Below are 20,991 nucleotides of genomic sequence, written 5' to 3'. Positions count from 1 at the left end.
CTCATCCCCCTGAGGCACAGTTAGTCGCTGTAAGTGCCTTTCGATTTAACAAGCTTAGGACGGTATCCGGCTTCGTTCAGAGCCTTCACAATGCTGTTTTTGTGCTCTGTGCCGTAAGCCTCCAGAGTGATCCTCAGTTCCACCGCCGCATTGCGGTTGATGCTGATAAACTGGTTATGCTCCAGCTTGATTACATTGCCCTTTTCTTTGGCAAGAAGGGTGGAAACTTTAGCCAGTTCGCCGGGTTTATCAGGAAGCAGCACGGATACGGTGAAAACGCGGTCACGCTGGATCAGGCCATGCTGTACAATGGACGCCATGGTGATAACATCCATGTTGCCGCCGCTTAAAATGGAAACGATTTTCTTCTTTTCCACGTTCAGGTGCTTTAATGCTGCTACCGTAAGAAGGCCGGAATTTTCCACGATCATCTTATGGTTTTCTACCATGTCCAGGAAGGCAACGATCAGTTCGCTGTCTTCAATGGTGATGATATCGTCCACATTTTCCTGGATATATGGGAACAGCTTTTCGCCCGGACGCTTCACAGCGGTGCCGTCCGCAATTGTATTGATGGATGGCAGGCTGACCACCTGGTTCTGGCGCAGGGATTCCTGCATACAGTTGGCGCCAGCAGGTTCCACTCCGATCACTTTGATCTTAGGATTCAAAAGTTTTGCCAAAGTGGCCACTCCTGTACAGAGCCCGCCGCCGCCGATGGGCACCATGATGTAGTCCACCGTTGGAAGCTCTTTGATGATTTCCATGGCTATGGTTCCCTGTCCGGTCGCAACGTCCAGATCATCAAAAGGATGTACAAATGTATATCCGTGTTCATCCGCTAATTTCAGCGCATGTTCCAGGGCTTCATCAAACACATCGCCTTCCAGCACCACATCCGCGCCATAACCTTTGGTGCGGTTCACTTTCATAAGAGGGGTTGTATTGGGCATTACAATAGTCGCCTTGATTCCGGCCAGTTTCGCCGCATAGGCAACACCCTGGGCATGGTTTCCGGCAGAGGCGGTGATCAGTCCTCTCTCCCTTTCTTCTTCCGTAAGCGTACTGATTTTATAGTAGGCGCCCCGCACTTTATAAGCGCCGGTATACTGCATATTCTCCGGTTTAAAATAAACCTTATTGCCCGTCTGAGATGAGAAATATTCACTGTAAACCAGCTTGGTTTCTAAAGTGACTTTATTCACTACCTCTGTAGCTTCTTCAAATTTCTCCAATGTTAACATAATACATATCCCCTTTGATTTATTTTAGTCGTTATGAAACAACGCGTTCACAAATTCTTCCGCATTAAACTTCTGCAGGTCATCGATTTTCTCTCCGATTCCCACATATTTAACGGGTATTCCAAGCTCAGACTGAATCGCCACCGCGATTCCGCCCTTGGCCGTTCCATCCAATTTTGTCAGGATAATTCCTGTAATATCGGCAACTTCCATAAACTGTCTGGCCTGTGACAAGGCATTCTGTCCTGTGGTCCCGTCTAAAACAACCAGGGTTTCACGGTAAGCGTCGGGATATTCTTTATCAATAATGCGGTTGATCTTTTTCAGTTCCTCCATCAGATTCTTTTTGTTGTGGAGCCGTCCTGCCGTATCACAGATCAGCACATCCGCATGCCTGGATTTGGCAGCGGAAACCGCATCGTAAATGACAGCGGCCGGATCAGAGCCCTCCTGCTGGGCAATAATATCCACACCGGCCCGGTTGGCCCATTCCGTAAGCTGTTCAATGGCAGCCGCGCGGAAGGTATCTGCGGCAGCTAAAACCACCTTTTTGCCGCTGTCCTTTAACTGGCCGGCCAGTTTCCCAACGGATGTGGTCTTTCCAACGCCGTTTACTCCAATCACCAGCACAACTGAGATTTTATGTTCGAATTCATAGGCATTTTCCCCTAAATCCATCTGCTCTTTAATGCTGTTGATCAGCAGTTGTTTGCATTCGGACGGATCTTTGATGTGCTGTTCTCTCACTTTGGACCTTAAATCTTCCACAATGGACATGGTGGTCTGGATTCCCAGATCACCCATAATCAGGGTTTCCTCAATTTCCTCATAAAAATCGTCGTCAATCGCTGAAAATCCGCTGAAAATCGAATCCATTCCCGCAACAATATTATTGCGTGTCTTGGCAAGGCCCTGAACAAGGCGTCCGAAAAAACCTTTTTTTTGTTCTTCCATCTTTTTTATGCTCCTTTACTTGTCTAAGTCATCTTCTATCAGGTTAACAGAAACCAGGGTAGAAACCCCCTTTTCCTGCATAGTTATACCGTATAACCGGTCCGATGCCACCATGGTGCCACGCCTGTGGGTGATCACAATAAACTGTGTATGCTTGGTCAGCTTATGCAGATAACCTGCGAACCGGTCCACGTTGGAATCGTCCAAAGCCGCTTCGATCTCATCCAGCAGACAGAATGGAGACGGTTTCAGGTTCTGGATGGCGAATAAAAGGGCAATGGCAGTCAGGGCTTTTTCCCCGCCGGAAAGCTGCATCATGTTCTGAAGTTTTTTGCCTGGCGGCTGGGAAATGATCTGGATTCCCGCTTCCAGGATATCTTCCTCTTCCATCAGCTCTAAGGTGCCGTGTCCGCCTCCGAACATCTCTTTAAACACCTTATCAAATTCCGTTTTGATTTCCCGGAACTTCTCTTCAAACTGCCTGCGCATCCCTGTATCCAGCTCCTCAATGATTTTCAGCAGGGTTTCTTCCGCCTGGATCAGGTCGTCATGCTGGGTTTTCATAAACTCATAACGTTCCGATATCTCTTTGTAGTCCTCAATCGCGTTGACATTGACATTTCCGAGGGAACGGATGGAGTTTTTCAATGAATCGATCTGTTTTTTAATCTCTGTGAGAACTGTAAGTTCCGGATTGCGCAGCTTTTCGGCCGTTGAAAATGTGAGCTCATATTCATTCCACATATAGTTTACATGGTTTTCCAGCTTTTCATCCAGCTTTTCTTTCTGACTCTGCAGACGGAACATCTCTTTATCCAGACGGCTGATCCGCTCCGTGATCTCTTCCCGCTGTTTGAAAAAGCTCTTCTGCTTCATCCCTTTTTCTTCTTTTTCCTGAACCTGGGCTCCGACCTGCGCCTGAAGGCGTTCCATATCCTGTACGGTCTGGCCGATCATCTGGTTCAAACGTGTAATCTCTTTCTGCTTATCCTCAATAACGACATTGACATCCTGGGTGCCGGCTGATAAACCGGACAGCTCATCCTCTAATTTATGGATTTCATCCCTCACACGGCGTATGTTCTCAGATGAGAAGTTTTTCTTCTGTAAAAGGCCCGCTGTATGTAACTGGGCTTCTGCAAGGGCGGCTGAATATTTTTCCCGCTCCGCTTTGGCAGTTTCCAACTGCACGCCCAGTTCTTCTATCCGGGCGGTTATCTGCCTGCTGCGGTTTTCCAGTTCTTCCAGATCGCTGAGAATATGTTTCTGGCTTTCTGTAATATCCGTAACCTGTTCCTCCAGCTGAAGGTTTTCCTTCACCAGATCCTCCGCTGATTCGGCAATTTCATTCTTCTTATCTTCCAATTGGCTGATGTTCATCTGAACGGTGTTCTGTTTCAGGTAGGACTGCTGTTTCTCCGCTTTAATGCGTTCCAGCTCTTCCCGTTTATCAGCCAGAAGGCCTTCATTTAAATTGAGATCCGTCTGGATTTTGTCCACATCGGTCAATGCCTTTTTGCAAAGCCCTTCCAGTTCGTCGATTTCACGTTTACGTCCCAGAAGATTGCTGGAGTTCTTAAACGCTCCTCCCGTCATGGAGCCGCCTGCGTTCAGCAGTTCGCCTTCCAGGGTTACGATCCTGAGGGAATATTGGAACTTTTTAGCCAGGGCAATGGCGTAATCGATATTTTCAGCCACTACCACACGGCCCAGCAGATATTTTGCCAGCCCTTCATATTCAGGGGCCGCCTTAACCAGATTGCTGGCCAGGCCTATGATTCCCGGCTCCTTTAATGCCTTTTCCTGGGTAAATGTATTCTTATTGCCGATGCTGGTTAACGGAAGAAACGTGGCCCGCCCATATTTATTCTTTTTCAGATATTCAATGAGCTGCTTCGCCGTCTGTTCCGAATCCGTAACCACATTCTGAATGCTTCCGCCAAGAGCGGTTTCAATAGCCGTTTCGTATTTCTTTTCCGTTGTGATCAGATCAGCAACCACACCGTGGATTCCTCTCACACGGTCTTTTACCTCCATCACCCTGCGGATGCTGTTGCCGTAGCCTTCGTATCTCTCGGCAAGATTCCTGAGGGATTCCAGCTTTGTATAATTTGTGTGGTATTCCTGCTGTTTATTATTTAAGTTGCGGGTCAGCCTGCGCACTTCCTGATCCAGTTCCTGCGCTTTCGCTTCCGCCGCTTCCTGGGCAAGACTCAGTTCATCGATCACATCATTGATTTCCGATAAGGATTTCTGCTCTATTTTCAGCTGTTCTTCCTGTACGGATTCATCGCTCTTCACCTTTAAAATCCTCTGGCAGACCTCCGCTTTTCGGACATTGACCTGTTCCAGCATGGTCTCGTATCTCTGCTGTCTGGCCGCCAGGGAAGATTTTTCATTCAAGGTGTCGATGATGCCGCTTTTCCCGGATTCGATTTTCTGGTCCAGAAGCATGATATGCTCATCTTCGTTCCTAAGAGTTTCCTCCGCATTGGATTGGTTTTCAAGCGCAGACTGGGCTTCTGCCTCAATGGACGCTTTTTCCTCTTCGAAAACTTTGATCTGAGCCTTTTTCTCTCCGATTTCCGCTTCAATTGTATGTACACGGGCGCTGATGTGCTCCGCGTTCATCTTTTCCGTATTGATCTGTTCATTCAACACGTTGATCTGGCCCTGGAGACTGCCTTTGGCAATATTCGCCCTGCTCAAATCCTCCCGGGCCTCAGTCAGTTTTCCATCCAGTTCGGTGAGATAGGCATCCAGCTCATCATACTCAGCCTTCATGGTTTCCGCATTCTGTCTGGTATCTTCCAAATCTTTAGAAACAATGGCCTCCTTTTTTTCAACTTCATTGGCCTGAAGGCGGATCTGTTCTGTCTCCATGAGGAAAAGATTGACATCATAGGTTTTCAGTTCTTCTTTTAAACGGAGATATTCTTTTGCCGCTTCCGACTGTCTGGCAAGAGGTCCAACCTGCTTTTCCAACTCCGACAGAATATCGCTGACACGGACCAGATTCTGTTTTTCATCTTCCAGTTTTTTCTGGGCGATGACCTTTCTGCGCTTAAACTTGACAATGCCGGCGGCTTCATCAAAGAGTTCCCGCCGTTCTTCCGGTTTACCGCTCAGGATCTTATCGATCTGGCCCTGTCCGATAATGGAATACCCCTCTTTGCCGATACCGGTATCATAGAACAATTCATTGATATCTTTTAAACGGCAGGCGCTGCCGTTAATCATGTATTCGCTTTCGCCGGACCGGTAAATCCTTCTGGACACGGTCACCTGGTCATAGTCGATGGAAAGCTGGTGATCCGAGTTGTCCAGGGTGATGGCAACGTAAGCAAAGCCCTGAGGCTTTCTCATCTCGGTTCCGGCGAAGATCACATCCTGCATGCTGGCGCCGCGGAGCTGCTTGATCCGCTGCTCTCCCAACACCCATCGGACCGCATCGGCCACGTTGCTCTTACCGCTTCCGTTAGGCCCGACAATACCGGTAATTCCGTTGTGGAATTCAAATAAAATTTTATTGGCAAAGGATTTAAAACCCTGTATTTCTATACTCTTTAAATACATGTTTTCTCCCACATACTTTTTAGTTTTAAAATTCCATGATAGGCCGCTACCTGCTCGGCCGCTTTTTTCGTGCGCCCTTCTCCATGACCGATTTCTTCTTCACCGATCTTAGCCCGCACTTCAAAGATCTTATCGTGATCCGGCCCCTCTTCCCTTAAAAGCTCATAGGACAGGGGCGTTTCATACCTGCTTTGAACCATTTCCTGTAAAATAGTCTTGCTATCATAAAAGAGCTGTTTATGTTCGATATCATTTAATACAAAGCGGTGAATAAACTCTTTTGCATTAGCAAAACCACCATCCAGATAAATCGCGCCGATCAGCGCTTCCATGGCATCCGATACGATGGAGTTTCTGTGGCGTCCTCCAGTAGCGTCCTCCCCCTTGCCCAAAAGCAGATATTCTCCTAAATTAATGTCCGCTGCACAATAAGCCAGCGTCGATTCACATACAATACTTGCGCGGATTTTAGTGAGATCCCCTTCGGGTGAATTGGCATAGTTGTGAAATAAAAAGTCGCTGGAAACGACCTCCAGAACTGCGTCACCTAGAAATTCCAGACGTTCATTGCATTTTAATTTGCTCCACCTGTGTTCATTGGCATAAGAACTGTGGGTCAATGCCTGGGAAAAAAGAGACTTGTCCTTAAACTGGTATTGGATTTTTTGTTCCAGTTTATATAATTTACTTTTCATAGATACCTCCTTTTCCTGTTTTCATATGAATATTCCGTAATCCGTTAAAAACGGATATTAGTATGCCGACAAGCATCAACTTGTCGGCATATATGGGCTTATGATACTGATTAGTTTAATGCGCTTTTAATCTGGTCTACGGCGTCTCCAACCGTAACGATCTGTTCTGCCGCTTCATTGGGGATCTCAATATCGAACTCTTCCTCTATGCCCATCACGATCTGGAAAATGTCCAGTGAGTCAGCTCCCAAGTCATCCACAAATGTGGAGTTAAGCGTAATCTCGTCCGCCTCAATGTTTAATACCTCTGCAATAATGTCTTTTAACTTTTCGAATTCCATACCTTACCTTCCTCTCTTAAACTAAACTTTCTTTTATTTTTTCATTTATATTTTGTTTTTTAAATGCAACGCACTGAAGCACTGCATTGCACACTTCCGTAGCTTTCGAATTGCCGTGAACTTTCACAACAAGGCCGTTCAATCCCAGCAGCGGAGCCCCCCCGTATTGACTGGCATCAAAACTCTTGAGAGTGGTTTTCAAAGCGGGTTTAACAAGAAGCGCACCAATTTTACTCCTCAAAGTGGTCATCATGCCTTCTTTTACTTTACTGATCAGTACGGCTCCCACTCCTTCGTACAGTTTGAGGATAACATTTCCCACAAAAGCTTCACATACAATCACATCCGCAGCGCCGTGGGGAATTTCCCGGGCCTCTATGCTGCCGATAAAATTGATGTCCTTACATTCTTTTAAAAGCGGAAATGTTTCCTTTACCAGGGCGTTGCCCTTTTCTTCCTCCGCACCGATGTTGACAATGGCAACTCTCGGTTTTGGAATATTCATTACGTGTTCCATGTAAATGGATCCCATCTTGGCAAACTGCACTAAATGGGACGATCTGGCATCCACATTGGCTCCACAGTCGATTAATAGAGATACGCCTGTTTCCGTGGGAATTAACGGCGCTAACGGAGGCCGCTCCACTCCTTTAATTCTACCCACAATCACCTGTCCCCCGACAAGAATTGCACCGGAACTTCCGGCGGACACAAAGGCGTCTGCCTCCTGGCTCTTCACCATGTTCATTCCTACTACGATAGACGAATCTTTCTTCTTTCGTATGGCATTCACAGGCGGCTCTTCTGTTGCAATCACTTGGGAAGCGTTCCTGACCGAGATCTGATCTTTATTATAGGTATGCTTCTCCAGTTCCTTTGATACAACATCTTCCCTGCCCACCAGGATTACTTTCACTTCCTGGCTTGTGGAAACCGCTTTAACAGCCCCTGCTATAATGTCAGCCGGCGCATAGTCACCGCCCATGGCATCTACAACTACATTAATCATCTATGATTCTCCCTTCGGTAATAGACTCATGATAATCTATTACTTAATATACTAGATATTATCCTATAAATCAACCAAATTTTAAACAGGTTTTCCTGGATTTAGAATGCCTGGAAATATACGCTGCTCTGCCCTGGCTGCGCCTCTGCGATGAGCCGGCCGTTTTTATAAGAACGGAGAACCGGTGCGTTAACATTCAATGCTTCATAGTAATTAACCGCATCCAAAATTATGAAATCCGCGCTGCCTCCCTCTTTGATTCCGTAGCTGTCTCCCAAATGAAGGGTTTTAGCCGCATTGCTGGAGATAAAACGGTATGAATTCATGATTTCTTCATATCCCATCATCTGACATACATGAAGCCCCATAAACACCACATCTCTTAAATTTCCATTGCCAAGGGGATACCATGGATCAAAGATATCATCGTGTCCGAAAGAGACATTAATGCCTTCCGCCGTCAGCTCCTTGACCCGGGTGATTCCACGGCGTTTCGGATAGGTGTCAATCCTGCCCTGGAGATGGGTATTCACCAATGGGTTTGCTACAAAATTGATCCCGGACATCTTCAGCAGACGCATGAGGCGGAGCACATAGGCATTGTTATAAGAATGCATGGCCGTCGTATGGCTGGCCGTCACCCGGTCAGAAAGTCCCATCTCGTATGCCCGGGCGGCTACGGTTTCCAACCCCCGGGAGGCTTCATCATCGATTTCATCGCAGTGGACATCCACCAGCCTGTCATATTTTTCTGCCAGTCCCATAGCATAATTTATGGATTCCACGCTGTATTCCCTGGTGAATTCGAAATGAGGGATGGCGCCTACGGCATCAGCGCCCATTTTAACCGCTTCTTCCAGCAGTTCCTTACCGTTGGGGTAGCTTAGAATCCCTTCCTGGGGAAATGCCACGATCTGGATGTTCATCACATCCCTCAGCTCTTCTCTCAATTCAATCATGGCCTTCATCGCCGTTAAATCCGGATCTGTCACATCCACATGAGTGCGGACATGCTGGATTCCATGGGACGCCTGCATGCGGACTGCCCGGTGAACCCGTTCTCTCACGTCTTCACGGGTCAGCTTATCTTTCCGTTTGCTCCAGCATTCAATTCCCTCAAATAAAGTGCCGGATTGGTTCCATACAGGTTCCCCCGCCGTCAGACAGGTATCCAGATGGACGTGGGATTCAATAAATGGCGGAAGGGCCAGCCTGCCCTTCATATCCACAGTTTCTTCTCCTTCCAGCGGATCCAGATGAGGTTTTATCTCCTCAAATTTGCCGTCCCGGATGCGGATATCAGAAGTTTCCGATGCATTTTCTATATATAAACCGCGTATCAGCATTTGACGTCTCCTTTCTTCGTTAACAAACTAGCCTCGGCAATGCCGATCACAAAATAACAGATGCAGGCAGTCAGCATGGCGTTTACCGATGCAATTCCCGTATGGATCAGGTTTCCGGCCAAAGCGCCTGCTATAACGCCAATTACAGAACCCCATTTGATCTTGATGATCTCTTCCTCCTGGCTTTCATAGGAATCCCTGTGAAGGAAATAATCCAGGGCAACGATGGCTCCTACCGGCGGAAGGGCCGCGTTTAAGAAATTCAGCCAGCCCACAAAATTGTTGTACAGCCAGACTGCGGCAACGGTTCCGATCACGCCTGCCACAAGCACCATGGGGCGTTTGCGCAGCCTTGTGATATTGGAAAGCCCAAGGCCGGAAGAATAGAGGGCATTGTCATTGGTTGTCCAGATATTGGCCCCCAAAGCCAGCAATGCCGGGATTGCCAGCCCCTGCGCAATCATCACATAGAAAATGTCATCTTTGCCTGTAAAGGCGCCGCCTGTGGCTCCAAAGGAAAACATCAGCGCATTGCCTAAAAAGAAGGCGATGACTGTGGTCAGCACTGCAATTTTATTGGTGCGGGCAAACCGGGTGAAGTTGGGGGTGGTGGTGCCTCCGCTGACAAAGGAACCGATGACCAGTCCGGCTCCCGCGGTGATTGACAGGCCGCCCTGGCTTTGGGCGAACACCGCCTCCAGGCCGCCTCCCTGTGAAATGGCCGTCATCATGGAATAGGAACCCAGAACCGCGATCAGCGGAACGGAGATATAGCTGACGATTTCCAGCCCCTGAATGCCGAAATAGGCGGAAAATGTCATACAAGCCCCTGCCGCAGCCACCAAAATCACCGGCGGTATGTCTAAAAGCTCAGCCGCCGGAATCGCAAACATGGCTACGCCTACGCCAAACCAGCCGATCTGCGTAAAGCTGACAAGTCCGGAGGGCAGATAGGAACCATAGGTTCCAAAAGAACGGCGGGCCAAAAGATCCAGTGAAAATCCTGTTTTACTTCCGATGTAGCCCAATACTCCCGTATAGGCCCCCAGCACAGTACTGCCGATGAGAACCGCCCAGATAAAACCGGAAAGATTTAAACCGATTCCCAATTTTGCTCCCACACTCATGCTGGCAGAAAAAAAGGTAAAGCCCAGCATGATAAAAAACATGGGCCAAAAGCCCTTTCTGGCATTTTCCGGCACCCGCTCTAATGAGTAATCTTTGTCCTGATGCTGATTTTTCTTCGATTTTGTCATATCTTTCTCCTCTTAGTATTTTAAAATGTGCCCCCTTTTTGCTCCATACCAGGGGTTGCCATTTATTTCGTCACCTTATATTAGCATAACCATATATTTCCTAGCAAGCAGTTTATACAATTGATTTTTGCCAATTAGTTTCCGTCCCGGATCTCTCCCGCGCCGTCCGCCATGTATGCGCGGCATAATGCAGCTTTGGCCTCCATGACTGCCTCTTTATCGGTACGGAATATTTCATATTCCCCAATGCCCGGAATTCCCATGGACACTCCTTCTTTCCGGTATTTCATCCCGCTGTCCACGGTCACTTTTCCCGACATATGGAAACAGGACGCTCCGGTTTCCGGAATCAGGACGCGGATCACATCCGCATTGACGCCGCCGCCCACCAGGATATCCAGCTTGTCTTCCGAAAGCCCTATCAGCTCCCTGATCAGTTCCTTCCCCTCCACACAGGTGTTCTTCTGTCCGGAAGTCAGTATGGTGTCCACTCCGGTTTCCATGGCCTGTTGCAGGGTTTTAAGTGGATCTCTGCACATATCAAACGCCCGGTGCAAAGTCAGGTGCATGCCGCCTGCCAGCTCTCTCATCCGGTTCATCCGCTGGATGTCCAAAAAACCGTCAGCCGTCAGGCACCCGGCCACAACGCCGTCAGCACCCATCTCCCGAAAGGCCTTTATCTCACCGCACATGATCTCAAATTCGTGATCCGTATAGAGAAAATCCCCATAACGCGGCCTGATCAGCACATGGATCTTTATATCCGTCAAATCCCTGATCCGGTTAAACAGGGCCGGGCCCGGAGTGGTCCCTCCTATAATCAGGTTTGAACACAGTTCCAGCCGGTCTGCCCCGCCCTCTGCGGCCCGGCATGCAGATTCCACGGAATCGACGCAGGCTTCCAGTACGTACTTTTTCATCACAGATACTCCTTTAATTTCTTTAATTAACCATTCATTTTGAATATTTGCAGATTTGAATATAACATATTTTTATTAATATTGATAGGCTTTCATTCATCAATAAAGCTGGGGCTCTATCCAGACAGAAAGAAACCGGGGCAGAGGGCTTTGGATGAAAGAAATTTAATACCAATTCCTTTTCTCCAAAGCCCTCTGCCCCGGCTTCTCTCTGTCCCTATGGTCAGTCCGTTAAATAAAGCGGAACACGCTTTTCGGTAAAAATCCAATTAATCCTCTTTTATTCCGTGATTACAACATAACCGGCCTGGCCGCAGAATCCATTTGTCTTCAATTTGTCTTCATCCCACACCGCCGTAAGCTCATAAACCTTATCCCTCTTCAATTCGATTATCAAACTGTCGGTATATTCCGTAGTGGAAATCACTTCTGCTTCCATATCCCCCAGTTGGGAAACATCCCATTCATTCACGATCAGCCGGTCCGGCGGAACAACACACGAAACCAGATAAGGGGTGAATTCAGAGCGGAGGTTCTCCGGCAGCTTTAATTTATCCGCTTTTTCCTGATTGGCGTCCAGCGGAGCAGAGCCGCAGGCCACCAGGCTCACCGTCTCCTTACCATCCAGATAACTCCAGGAATAATTGCCGGACCGGACTTCAAACCGGTTGTATGTGCTGGAGAGGGCATCCGTCAGGCTGACCGGCGGTGCATCTGTCAGAGGGCCGTCCGTTTCCGCAGCAGTCAGCGGTGTCATCTCTGCCTCTGATGTGGTTTCCTGCGCAGCTTTGGATGTTGGCGCAGATGTGTCTTCCTCCGGTTCTTTCGCTGCTGTTTCGTTTTCTGTTTCTGATTCGGCCAAAGCCGTGGTTTCCGTTTGGCTTAAAGGGGCAGGCTGTGATTTCTCTTTGCCTGCGCCGCAGGCAGTAACAAATACGGCCATACACAAAATGACTGCGGTCTTCCATTTTTTCATAATAATCCTCCATGCCGGAGCGTTTTGCTGCGCAAATTCTGCGTTGCGCAAATTCTGCGCTGCGCAGGCACGCGCTGGAATTTCAAATTCTCAGCAGTGATTCAAATTTATGGCTCCGGTACAAATTTGGGTGAGTTAAAATTTCTTAATTCCAATATATCATACAAATTTTAACAGCCGTTTACTTTTCTTTTACAGTTCATTAAGATAAAGATATGCTTATTCTGAAGTAATTTGTTATGACAGCCATTTTTGCAGAACCTGATTCATCTGTTCCATGTCAATGGGTTTTGCCAGATGCTCATTCATCCCTGCATCCGCGGTCTTCTGCCTGTCATCGCCAAACGCATTGGCCGTCATGGCTATGATCGGGATCTGCTTTACATCCTCCCGGTCCAGGCCGCGGATGGCTTTTGCCGCCGAACATCCATCCATTTGAGGCATCTGCATATCCATGAAGATCAAATCATAGTATCCCTCCGGCGACTGGATCATTTGATCCACTGCAATTTTACCGTTCTCCGCCGTCTCCACTGCAATCCCCATGTAAGAAAGGAGTTCTACCACAATTTCCTGATTGAGGGCATTATCCTCTGCCAACAGGATTCTCTTTCCTTCAAATGTACGGGTTCTTATGGGCTGAACTGCCGTTTTTCCTCCGCCCCCGCTTTCCACCAGTTGTTTCAGCTTATAAATCAGCCTGGAACAGAACAGGGGCTTGGTTATAAATCCATTGGCTCCGGCCCGGGCAGCGGCGTCCATATGTTCCGACAGATCATAGGCTGATATCATTATGACAGGCAGCGCGGAACCCACTTTGCTCCTGATTCTGCGCGTTGTTTCTATCCCGTCTATTCCCGGCATTTTGTAGTCAATGATCGCCGCAAAATAGTCCTCTCCTGCCGCATGTGCTTTTTCAATCCGTTCCACCGCCTCAGCCCCTTTTGAGACCCATTCCGCTTTAACGCCTATACTTTCCAGACGTTTACAGATGTTCCGGCAGATGATTTCATCATCGTCCACCACCAATACGGACATGCCTTTCAATACCTGTTCATCAATGGCCTCTTTCAATGTGGTGAGACATACTTTCGCCGTAAACCGGCTGCCGGTTCCATAATCACTTTCCGCCCGGATTGTGCCTCCCATGGTCTCCGTGATTTTTTTACATATGGAAAGGCCCAGGCCGGTCCCCTGTATCATATGAATCCGTTCATCGTCCGCACGTTCAAAGGGCTGGAAAATCCGTTCAAGAAAATCCGGCGTCATTCCAATACCGGTATCCGATACCACAAATTCATAAATTGATTTATCCGGATCTTTGGAAGGGGACTGGCTGATTTCAAACAGCACATTTCCCCCCTCCGGCGTATATTTCACCGCGTTGGACAACAGGTTCAGCAAAAGCTGCTGCAGGCGCTGCATATCGCTGACAACCCTTTCATTTTCAATATCATTGAGATGGACATTGAATTGAAGGTTCTTTGCGCCGATCTGAGGCTGAACCATGGATATGATTCCCTGGATCAGATCTGTCAGATTCACTTCTTCCTCTGCCATCACCATTCTTCCGCTTTCAATTTTCGACATATCCAGCACTTCGTTGATAAGGCTCAGCAGTAATTTGGAAGAAACAGTTATTTTGTTCAAACAGTCTGACACCCGCTCAGGATTATCCAGATTATTCGCCGCAATCGTGGTCATTCCCATAATGGCATTCATCGGCGTCCGTATATCATGGCTCATTCGGGATAAAAAATCTGATTTTGCCCGGTTGGCATGCTCCGCCTCTTCAAGAGCCTTGTGCAGCATTTCCGACCGCTCTTCCAATTGTTTCTGCAGTTCTCTCTGCTCTGTAATATCCGTAATATCTATATAAATCACCAGGTAAACCGGATCTTTTCCAGTCCAGCCGATGCAGTCCGCATTGACCTGGAGCCAGCCGTTGCGGCCAAAGCGGTCTTTTGCCTGAAGGGTGAAATGAACGGATTCTCCTCTGCGCATCAATAACAAATTCTGTTCACATGTCACCCTGTTTTTTTCCGTATCCAGATTGGACAATCCGTCATACTCCCATTTCATATCCTGACAGTCGAAGAAATCACGAAACCGGTTATTGGCCTCTAAAAAATGGAACCCTTCTGCCTCCACCCTGAATTTTGCAACAAATCCCGGAAGATTGTCGTAAGTGATGGACTGTTCTTTCTGCATCCGCACAAAATCATCGATGTTAGTGATGATCGTATATGCCACCTGGCATCCATTTACGTATTCATCGGAAAATGAGGTATTGAATTTAACCCAGATATGTTCGCCGTTTTTCAGGGGAATGGATGTTATCAGATTATAACCGTTTTGATGGTTTTCTACTGCCTCCACGACTACGGAAACCAAACGGTTCCACTCTTCCCTGTCATCGGCATAATATAAATCGCACTGGTTATGAAACTTCTCTTCATATTCTTCCTTCGTCCAGCCGATGAGCTGATAATAAAAATCATTGGCCCAGATGACAGTAAAATGTTCGTCCAATAAATGTTTGCTCACGCTGACGCCCAGAAGGCGCATGAGCGTATCATATTCATAATCTGCTACAGCCTGCGCTGCAACCGGTTCCTTGTTCATTTCTGTCATCCTTATACCTCCTGAGGCAAACAACCTTGTTCACAAGTGCTTCTTTTGAAATTATAGTTCAGTTCGGTTAAAAAAACAATATGCTTGGGAAATTAATATTTTAATCTTCTGAAATACATGCGGTGTGTTTTATAAACATCAGCCACATTTTGTAGATAACCACACCCTTTCATGTTATACTAATTCACATATAATAATTGACATGAAATGAGGTACGCCCATGAAAGGTAATATGGAACGATGTCAGGTAGTCTGCAATGTTTTAAAAACACAGATTCAGTTTGGATTCTACAGGTTCGGCGATGTTATGCCTTCTATAGACAACGCTGCTGCCGATTTTTTTGTCTCAGTAGATACGATGCGCGCGGCTTATCTGCAGCTTCGGAGGGAGGGATTTGTCACCATTTCTACAAATGTAGGGACTACGGTAATCAAAAATTACGACAAACAGGAAATCGAGCAGAATATTCAAATGTTCTATGCGCAGAGGAAGAACGTTCTGATCGATTTAAGCAAATCCCTGCGTCCATTACTGGGCCATGCACAATGGATTGGGTTTCAAAACGTTCCTGCTGAGATTTACAGCAGTCTCCAACAGCTTGAATCCAGTCATCCCCTGCCCCAGTTAACCACATTTAGACATGTCGTGCGGGCTTATACTGCTTTGGAAAATGATCTTCTTTTCAGGCTCACCTGGCAGATTTTCATGTTCTGTGAAATTCCATTTTTCAATATACCGGACAATCCATGGCGCGCCTTTATAATTAAAGAATTCTCTCCCCGTTCTCTGGACTGCTGTGTAAAACAGGATTGGAATTCCCTTCAGAAGTTAATTTATGCTTCTCAGGACCGTTTATCTCTGGTGCTGAGCCGGTTTTATGATGATAAAATTATTCTGTCTCCGCCAAAACAGGAAGCCGCGTTTGAGTGGAATTCTTATAATAAAGCATCTCAGATTTGCTATTCACTGGCCATGGATTTACTTATTTCAATCAACAATGGAATATACCCTGCTGACACGCTCCTTCCTTCACTTAGCAAATTGTCCCATGAAAAACAGGTCTCAGTGAGTACGGTCCGCAGAGCGCTTTCCCTGCTTAACGGCGTCGGGGCAACCAAGTCTATCAAGCGGATTGGCACAAGAGTCCTTCCCTCACATGAAATTGCCAAGAACTGTGACTTCAAAAACCCTATGGTCCGCAAACGGCTCCTGGATATGGCGCAGAGCCTGCAGTTTCTCACTCTATCCTGCCGGTCTGTTGCCGAAATCACCGTCCAGGCATTGGGTGAGGACGATCTGCTGATATGCAGAAATCGTTTAGCTGACTTAAAGCATAGACAGCGGTATGAATTGATTGGCTACGCCGCTCTTGATCTGCTAAAATGTTTCGCCCCTTATCAAGCCATACGAACTGTCTACAAAGACCTTCTTCAGATGCTCTTCTGGGGATACTCCCTAAAAGATATATGGAAAACTGATGTGGACAGAACTTCCTACTACCGGTACTGCTTTGAAGAATTTGATCGTTTCCTGGCTGAAAAAGATGCCCTTCGTTTTTCCGGGAAGCTGGAGGAACTTATACTCAGGGAATTTCATTTTACGATACGGGTTATGATTTCGCAGGGAATTCATGAAGCAGAAAAACTTCTGGTTCTTGGTCTCTGATGAAAACCGGCAATAAAAAACAGATGTATTGCAGTCGCCACTCCTCAATACATCTGTTTTTGAATATCAATTTTTTCATCAGCGGTATCATTTAATTTCAGTTTATTACATGATCAGCTTAGCCAAAGTATTTAAGAGAACCTGCATATCAATAGGCTTAGCCACATGGGCATCCATCCCCGCCTTCATGGCCTCCTGTATATCCTCTGCAAAAGCATTGGCTGTCATTGCGATGATTGGAATATGACGGCCTGACGCCTGTTCCAGTTTCCGAATAGCACGGGCCGCCTCATAACCATTCATTTCCGGCATCTGGATATCCATTAATACAGCGTCATAAGTGCCGTAAGCCACACTCTGAAACTCATGCAGCAACTGAACCCCGTCTGTTTTCACAACGGTTTTTATCCCCTGTAAAAGCAGCAGTTCACTAAGGATTTCCGCATTGATCTCATTGTCTTCCGCTACAAGAAAGCATCGTCCTGTAAGTTTATTTTCTCCTGGTTCTTTGTTACTTTCCCTCTTCTCTAAAGAATCCGACCCCTTGTCTTCCAAAGCAATCTCATACTCCAGCTCCACGCGAAATGTAGTGCCTGCCCGTTCCTGGCTCTCCACAGTAAGTTCACCGCCCATGAGATCTACCAGTCCCTTTGTTATGCTGAGCCCAAGTCCGCTGCCTTCAACACGCTCTGTACTCCGGTTCCGGGTAAAGGGTTCAAATAAATGGGCCATAAACGGCTCAGGCATACCGATCCCCGTATCGCGGATTGTAAAGCGGTACCGGACATATCCCTGCCCCTTGACCGCGGGAAGTTCCTCAGTTAAAAACGTAATCGTCCCGCCTTCAGGCGTAAATTTAACCGCATTTCCTAAAATATTTATTAATATCTGATTGATGCGCAGGGCATCCCCATAAAAATATAGATGTGTTAGATTGGAGGTCCGCACATCAAATTGTACCCCTGCTTCCTGCGCCTGCTGCCCCATCATGGAGGAAAGCTGATCCACCAGGTCCAAGAGGCATACCTTATCATGGTTTAACGTAATCTTGGACTGCTCGATTTTACTCATATCCAATATATCATTAATTAAGCTCAGCAGGTGACGGGAAGAGAGAGTAATTTTCTGAAGGCAGTTTTCCACTTTATCCCGCTCGTTCAGATGCGCCCATGCCAGAGTCGTCATGCCCATAATCGCATTCATCGGCGTCCTGATATCATGGCTCATGGAGGAGAGAAAATCGCTTTTTGCCCGATTGGCCTCCTCTGCCAGCGCCAGCGCCCGTTCCAGCGTTTCCTTGCTCTGACGCTCCGCAGTCATCGTCTCAGTCACATCCTGGCGCACAATACAGATCATCTTATGCTCCCTGTCCCCCCAGAGTATGTTAATCTGCTTGTACCGCCGTTCATTCTCCTCCAAACAGGGAAGGACAAAATCATAACCTCCCGGCTTCTCCTCCAGACGGGAGAGCATGTTCCTAAGTCCAAAACAGCGCTCAACCTCCTCCACGCCTCCATCCGGAACATATCTTTTCCTGGTATCCTCAAGCCAATTGTCAATGCTGGTCTCCTGGGGTTCCAGTACCTGAAGCACCGCCTGATGCGTATACAGGGTAATATTCTGGCTTCCCAGGTAAATGATTCCCATCATCTCAAATGTATAAGCCACCACATTCAGTATTCCCTGCTGTTCCCTAACGGAATCCGTGATATCGGCTCTGGCAAGGCAGACCCGGCCCAGCCGCAGGTCTGTGGCGGAAACCGTCAGCTTCTTTGTCTGGATTTCCCCTTCCTCACCCAATATAGAATAGGAAAAGGAATAAGTCCCCTCCCGCTCCAGCCGCTCCAGCATATACTCCGGCTCCAGCATTTTCATGATCCTCGACCGGTCTTTGGGAACCAGCTGTTTTTCTATCATGTATGCCATGCGGTCTGAGTGGCGTCCTGATTGTGCGGTAACGTCATCTTTCTCCAATCCTCCGTTCAATATTGTACAGGAGTCATGAAATAGGTCCACATCCGCGATTAAATCATATCCGGAAGTTGAGAGTTTCTGCAAATTCCGGTCCGTAATGATCTGCTCCGTTATATCATATACCGTCAGGATTCCAGTAATATCTCCTGTGTCAGGTTCTTCCACAAGATTTACCTTAAATTTAACATAACGTCCCCTCACATCCCTGGGCAGCCTGATAAAGCACTCCTGCTCCAATTCTCGTTTACCGTTTTGAAAGGCAATCCGTGTGGGCTCATTGAGAAAGCAATTCAAATAATCCTGCCGCTCTTTTTCATCCAGAATCAGAGTGGATATGCCAGTGAAAAATGCATCTCTTTCCTTTCCGAAACATTTTAGGAGGCCTGAGTCCGTATAGTCACTGATTTCCATAATCTGGCTTTTGGTAATGTTACAGTGTCCCACAATCAGGGTGTTGGGATCAGGCGTTTGATAATGCTGGAGGATTAATTCTTTATATTGGCGGCGTATCTGCTCCTGCTCTCTGAGTTCCATGGTCAGGTCACGGTAACTGGCATAGAGGATTACCTCGCCTTCTCCGCGCTGGAGCATAGAGGCCGTGTTCTTAATCCAGATATATTCCCCATCCCCCTTTTTTATCCGGTATGTGAATTCCCTCTGCTCCTCCACACTGTTAACAAAGTCGGCCAATTCCAAATTCAGTTGTTCTATATCGTCCGGATGTACAGCTGCCATGCCGTCCTCTCCGTATGATTTCCAAAGTTCTTCCATCGACATACCGCACAATGTGGCATACCCGTCTGAAAAATACTCTGGTACCCTACGTCCGTCTTTTTCAACCCGAACGACAGCCACTCCTCCCGGCAATTTTCTGACCAGGGTTTGGAAATACTGCTCCATGTGTTCTTTCTCTTTCTGAGCTTTGACTTCCTCGGTGACGTCCCGCACATATTTTATATACGCCGGTATTCCGTTCCAAAGAGTTTCCCGGAAACGGGTGCTGTAAAAACGTCCGTTTTCACGATAATCCATGCTGTGGGAAAGGCCGTCCGGCTCATGGCTCTCCAGTGTGCAGAATTCACATGGTTTATTCTTCCCATACAGAGCAGTATAGCATTTCTGCCCGATACAATCTCCATTCTGGCAAAGAGCTTCATTGGATTCACTGGTATAGAACAATTCATAATTTTCCTTATCAATAACATAAACACGGTCTGCAGTCTCATTGGCAATACTGCGGAACAGTATGGCTTCTTCAGACATCCCGGTGAAAACCGCGTAAAACCGCATAATGTCCGCTTTCGGTCCAATCCGGCGGCCATTGATATGAATCCACACCAGATGCCCGTCTTTATGCCTGAGCCGGCAGGAAACGTCCATGACTTGTCCGCTTTCTACCGCGCTGTATGCCGCTGAAAGTACCCGCGCCTGATCTGCCTCATATATAATATTGATCGTATCCCCGTTTACCAGTTCATCATACTCGTTTCTGGTATGCCCGGATAGGGCCAGCAGACCCTCCGAAATAAAAACCGGCTCCGCCTTTTTTCCCCGAATTTCGTAACTGACGATTCCGCCCGGAATGGAATTAACCAGATGATCCATTTTCATCTGTGTTTCTTTCAGCTCCGTCTCCAGATGGTACCGTTTGCTGACATCGCTGTAAACACCGTAAAGGAGTTTAGAATTATCTTCCTGTGGGATAACCGCCCCATCCAGATGGATACAATCATATCCCTGCTTTTTATCGTTCCAGACACGATAGTCGAAATTCACTCTGCCATTACATTGAATCGCCTGGCATATCTCTGATTTCAAAGGTTCCAAATCTTCCGGATAAACCCCCAGATACTCTGTTTTCTGTTTCACATAACGGACCTGTTCTTCCGTATATCCCATAATTTCATAGAAAGCCGGATTGTGGAACACTGGGCGGATGATTCCGTCCTGATACAGATAAATACACAAACCACAGGGAAGATTACACAGTGTCCGGTCCAGTTCCTCCGAACGGCTCCGGTATTGCTCCACTTTCGTCTGAGTTTCAGTCACATCCACAATATATTCAATATGGGCTGGTACTCCCTCCCAGTCAATCATCTTGCTGCTCATTTGGTAAATCCTGCGGGTAACCGGCTCCATATAATTACGTACAATAAACTCTGAAGAATCCTGCTCTTCATACTGGCAGAACGAGCATGGTTTCCAGTGCCCAGCCGCCTCATAGCAGGTTATACCCGGACGGTAATCCTCCTTCAAAAAGAGTTTGCAGGCACGATCATTGGCATAGAGAAGAATACGGCTTTTTGCCGAACAAACGATGACGGATGCCGGAGCATTGTTCAGTATGGACGCCAATCGTTCTGGTGAACTTTCATGAAATGGATTTTGAAACATACA

General features: G+C 47.2%; 13 protein-coding genes. 1 reads left to right on the top strand and 12 read right to left on the bottom strand.

Annotated features, from left to right (window positions below; genetic code table 11):
* Positions 1-20: 20 nt before the first annotated feature.
* From ilvA to GPL15_RS08850, 11 genes are all read right to left on the bottom strand, one after another.
* Complete coding sequence (gene ilvA, locus GPL15_RS08900) at positions 21-1,244, bottom strand: threonine ammonia-lyase (RefSeq protein WP_215698116.1); 1,224 nt, start codon at positions 1,242-1,244, stop codon at positions 21-23.
* Between the two features lie 24 nt (positions 1,245-1,268).
* Positions 1,269-2,198, bottom strand: a complete 930-nt coding sequence (ftsY, locus tag GPL15_RS08895) for a signal recognition particle-docking protein FtsY (protein WP_215698114.1) — start codon at positions 2,196-2,198, stop codon at positions 1,269-1,271.
* 15 nt (positions 2,199-2,213) lie between these two features.
* On the bottom strand, positions 2,214-5,774 hold the full coding sequence (gene smc / locus GPL15_RS08890; RefSeq protein WP_215698113.1) for a chromosome segregation protein SMC: 3,561 nt from the start codon (positions 5,772-5,774) through the stop codon (positions 2,214-2,216).
* Positions 5,765-6,469, bottom strand: a complete 705-nt coding sequence (rnc, locus tag GPL15_RS08885) for a ribonuclease III (protein ID WP_215698111.1) — start codon at positions 6,467-6,469, stop codon at positions 5,765-5,767. Before rnc ends, smc begins: the two co-directional genes overlap by 10 nt.
* A gap of 110 nt (positions 6,470-6,579) precedes the next feature.
* Entirely contained in the window at positions 6,580-6,810 is a 231-nt protein-coding gene (gene acpP, locus GPL15_RS08880) for an acyl carrier protein (RefSeq protein ID WP_215698110.1), read from the bottom strand.
* A gap of 16 nt (positions 6,811-6,826) precedes the next feature.
* Entirely contained in the window at positions 6,827-7,819 is a 993-nt protein-coding gene (gene plsX / locus GPL15_RS08875) for a phosphate acyltransferase PlsX (protein ID WP_215698109.1), read from the bottom strand.
* A 101-nt stretch (positions 7,820-7,920) separates the two neighbouring features.
* Entirely contained in the window at positions 7,921-9,165 is a 1,245-nt protein-coding gene (gene codA, locus GPL15_RS08870) for a cytosine deaminase (RefSeq protein ID WP_215698107.1), read from the bottom strand.
* Positions 9,159-10,421 carry a cytosine permease gene (codB, locus tag GPL15_RS08865; protein WP_215698105.1) on the bottom strand — a complete coding sequence of 421 codons (1,263 nt, stop codon included), beginning with the start codon at positions 10,419-10,421 and terminating at the stop codon, positions 9,159-9,161. Before codB ends, codA begins: the two co-directional genes overlap by 7 nt.
* 134 nt (positions 10,422-10,555) lie before the next feature.
* The gene (locus GPL15_RS08860; protein WP_215698103.1) at positions 10,556-11,341 is read right to left on the bottom strand and encodes a copper homeostasis protein CutC; all 786 of its coding nucleotides are present in this window, start codon (positions 11,339-11,341) and stop codon (positions 10,556-10,558) included.
* Positions 11,342-11,621: 280 nt separating this feature from the next.
* Positions 11,622-12,317 carry a hypothetical protein gene (locus GPL15_RS08855; protein ID WP_215698101.1) on the bottom strand — a complete coding sequence of 232 codons (696 nt, stop codon included), beginning with the start codon at positions 12,315-12,317 and terminating at the stop codon, positions 11,622-11,624.
* Positions 12,318-12,554: 237 nt separating this feature from the next.
* Complete coding sequence (locus GPL15_RS08850; RefSeq protein ID WP_215698099.1) at positions 12,555-14,951, bottom strand: response regulator; 2,397 nt, start codon at positions 14,949-14,951, stop codon at positions 12,555-12,557.
* A 220-nt stretch (positions 14,952-15,171) separates the two neighbouring features.
* Here GPL15_RS08850 and GPL15_RS08845 point away from each other — a divergent pair, with 220 nt between their 5' ends.
* Positions 15,172-16,617, top strand: coding sequence for a GntR family transcriptional regulator (locus tag GPL15_RS08845; protein WP_215698097.1), 1,446 nt, complete (start codon positions 15,172-15,174; stop codon positions 16,615-16,617).
* A gap of 105 nt (positions 16,618-16,722) precedes the next feature.
* Here the strand turns inward: GPL15_RS08845 and GPL15_RS08840 are convergent, their stop codons facing one another.
* On the bottom strand, positions 16,723-20,988 hold the full coding sequence (locus tag GPL15_RS08840) for a PAS domain-containing protein (RefSeq protein WP_215698095.1): 4,266 nt from the start codon (positions 20,986-20,988) through the stop codon (positions 16,723-16,725).
* Positions 20,989-20,991: the final 3 nt, after the last annotated feature.

Origin of the sequence: Clostridium sp. MCC353 (assembly GCF_018785315.1) — a bacterium.
Taxonomy (GTDB): Bacteria; Bacillota; Clostridia; order Lachnospirales; family Lachnospiraceae; genus CHH4-2.
Note: the sequence above shows the minus strand (reverse complement) of the source record. Positions and strands in the feature narration are given on the sequence as shown.

Coding starts and splice junctions, on each gene's coding strand:
- GPL15_RS08860 (WP_215698103.1), bottom strand. CDS start 11,341: ATGAAAAAGTACGTACTGGAAGCCTGCGTCGATTCCGTGGAATCTGCA.
- ilvA (WP_215698116.1), bottom strand. CDS start 1,244: ATGTTAACATTGGAGAAATTTGAAGAAGCTACAGAGGTAGTGAATAAA.
- GPL15_RS08840 (WP_215698095.1), bottom strand. CDS start 20,988: ATGTTTCAAAATCCATTTCATGAAAGTTCACCAGAACGATTGGCGTCC.
- acpP (WP_215698110.1), bottom strand. CDS start 6,810: ATGGAATTCGAAAAGTTAAAAGACATTATTGCAGAGGTATTAAACATT.
- smc (WP_215698113.1), bottom strand. CDS start 5,774: ATGTATTTAAAGAGTATAGAAATACAGGGTTTTAAATCCTTTGCCAAT.
- ftsY (WP_215698114.1), bottom strand. CDS start 2,198: ATGGAAGAACAAAAAAAAGGTTTTTTCGGACGCCTTGTTCAGGGCCTT.
- GPL15_RS08845 (WP_215698097.1), top strand. CDS start 15,172: ATGAAAGGTAATATGGAACGATGTCAGGTAGTCTGCAATGTTTTAAAA.
- plsX (WP_215698109.1), bottom strand. CDS start 7,819: ATGATTAATGTAGTTGTAGATGCCATGGGCGGTGACTATGCGCCGGCT.
- rnc (WP_215698111.1), bottom strand. CDS start 6,469: ATGAAAAGTAAATTATATAAACTGGAACAAAAAATCCAATACCAGTTT.
- codA (WP_215698107.1), bottom strand. CDS start 9,165: ATGCTGATACGCGGTTTATATATAGAAAATGCATCGGAAACTTCTGAT.
- codB (WP_215698105.1), bottom strand. CDS start 10,421: ATGACAAAATCGAAGAAAAATCAGCATCAGGACAAAGATTACTCATTA.
- GPL15_RS08855 (WP_215698101.1), bottom strand. CDS start 12,317: ATGAAAAAATGGAAGACCGCAGTCATTTTGTGTATGGCCGTATTTGTT.
- GPL15_RS08850 (WP_215698099.1), bottom strand. CDS start 14,951: ATGACAGAAATGAACAAGGAACCGGTTGCAGCGCAGGCTGTAGCAGAT.